Origin of the sequence: Periweissella beninensis, assembly GCF_016908275.1 — a bacterium.
Lineage (GTDB): Bacteria > Bacillota > Bacilli > Lactobacillales > Lactobacillaceae > Periweissella > Periweissella beninensis.
In genome coordinates, this window is record NZ_JAFBDN010000054.1 from 1 (window position 1) to 2,268 (window position 2,268).

General features: G+C 32.4%; 1 protein-coding gene. It reads left to right on the top strand.

Annotated features, from left to right (window positions below; translation table 11 throughout):
* Nucleotides 1-223: 223 nt before the first annotated feature.
* A complete protein-coding gene (locus tag JOC59_RS09455; RefSeq protein ID WP_205144446.1) occupies nt 224-1,573 on the top strand; it encodes a flagellin N-terminal helical domain-containing protein in 1,350 nt (449 codons plus the stop codon).
* Nucleotides 1,574-2,268: the final 695 nt, after the last annotated feature.

Sequence of the window (2,268 nt, forward strand, 5' to 3'; positions counted from 1 at the left end):
GAAGTTAAGCTCTGTAGCGCCAAAAGTAGTTGGGGGATCGCTCCCTGCGAGGATAGGACGTCGCCATGCAAGTGCAAAGGTTGAAGTAATTACTTCAACCTTTTTTTGTGTCTTGAAAAAAGGTTGTGATTCCTTTAAAAGTTAGGATTAAGAACTTAAATTTTTTAATCAATAAACCGATATTATAATAAGAATAAGTTAATCAAATAATGGAGTTAATTATATGCGGATAAATACTAATACGATAGCGATGAATACCTATGCTAGTCTATCATCAGCTAATACTACAAAGGCTAATGCGTTAGCCAAATTATCATCAGGTCTTAGAATTAATAAAGCAGGTGATGATGCTGCTGGTTTAGCAATTTCAGAAAAAATGAAAGCCCAAATAGGTGGGCTTACACAAGCTAAACGAAATGCACAAGATGGTATATCTTTAATTCAAACTGCTGAAGGGGCATTAAATGAAAGTCACAGTATTTTAGGTAGAATGCGTGATTTAGCCGTTCAATCAGTGAATGGAACACTAACAGATGCAGATCGTGGTGCAATCGACAAAGAATACAAGCAACTATCTAATGAAATCGATCGAATTAGTACCACGACACAGTTCAATGGCATGAATTTATTGAATGCCGACAATGCTGACAGGACAAATAAATACACTTTTCAAGTTGGGGCCAATGCGGGGCAAACAATTACTATTAATATTAAAAATATGAGTGCGGAAGATTTAGGGTTAACAGACATTAATTTAGCAAAGCAAAATTTAGTTGATGCTAATTTTGATACTAATACAACCCCTATGTATACTGCTAATGGCACCGTTGATGCTTCCAGTAATGAAAATAAAGAATCAGGTAGTTCGTTAAGAGCGAAATTAGATGCTAAAACAGCTGTTTATAATGAAAAGGTTAGTAATGAATATGCTAAAAAGCAGATTGTTGATTCTATAACCAATGCAAATACTAAGAATACTGATGCAGCAAACGCATATAATAATGCAAAAGGAATAGTGAACGATGCCACATTTCAACAAGATGACACGAAGCAATTTTTAATTGATGGGACCCTTGCACCTAATGGATATGGGGGGATTAAGTATTCCGGTAAGGACTTATTTGAAAAAACGCAGACTACTCAGAATGATCTAAATGCATTAAAGGAGGCATATCCTAATGCAGATACGGATTATAGTAATGCTCAAACTGAGACAAGCACAGCACGTGATGAACTTACTGCTGCCCAAAATAATTATAGCAATGCATATACTATTTATAGTGCAGCAGCGTTAGCTAATGATCCAATTACTAAAATTGATAAAGCAATTACTATTGTTTCTGATCAACGCGCTAATTTAGGTGCTAGCCAAAATCGCTTATCACATACTATAAATAGTCTTACAACAACTAATACTAATTTAGCAGCAGCAAATTCAAGAATTAGAGATATTGATATGGCTGATGAAATGATGTCATTTACTAAGTCAAATATTTTATCACAAGCAGCAACATCAATGTTGGCCCAAGCAAATGCAATGCCAAATAGTGTTTTGAGTTTGCTACAAGGCTAATAGTGAGCGTTTTGAGTATTATACTGATAGCCAGAATACTGACTATTAAGTTAGTTATTATAAAATCGATTTCGGAACTTAATCATTAATAGTGGTATGAATGATCAATATGAGTTTTAAACAACAAAAATAAATAAGACTACTTTGAAGTGAACTACCGATAGTGGATCGGGCGTTCACTTTATTTTTTATAAACTCAGGTTTCTGTTTTACAAAATTGGTAGAGATAAATATAGTAATCTGAATCACAAATATTTAATCAAACGAAAATTAATCTAAAATTTGGAGAATAAATTTTAGTTAAAAAGAGGTTCTCGTAAGAATTTTTAGCACAAATTAAGTGTTGGTATATAATATATCTATTTATATTTGGGTTATAATAATAATTTATATTTATGTAAAAAAATAATTATAAAGTGATTGACGCAAGTGAACTTTCTTGATATGATATATAAGTTGTTTGCGAGTGATAAACGATTGATGTTGTATTTAAAACATTAAAAAAGATGTTGACTTAAGTTAATGACTACTGTATAGTTAATATCTGTTGTTACTTAGCAACAACCAAGTAGATCTTTGAAAACTGAATAAAGTTTTGATAATCAAATGTGTAAGGGTCTTAGGATTTGTACCTAAGATATACAAATTTGCGAATGTCAATTTCGCTAGTAAATTATGTAACTAACATCTCCCCG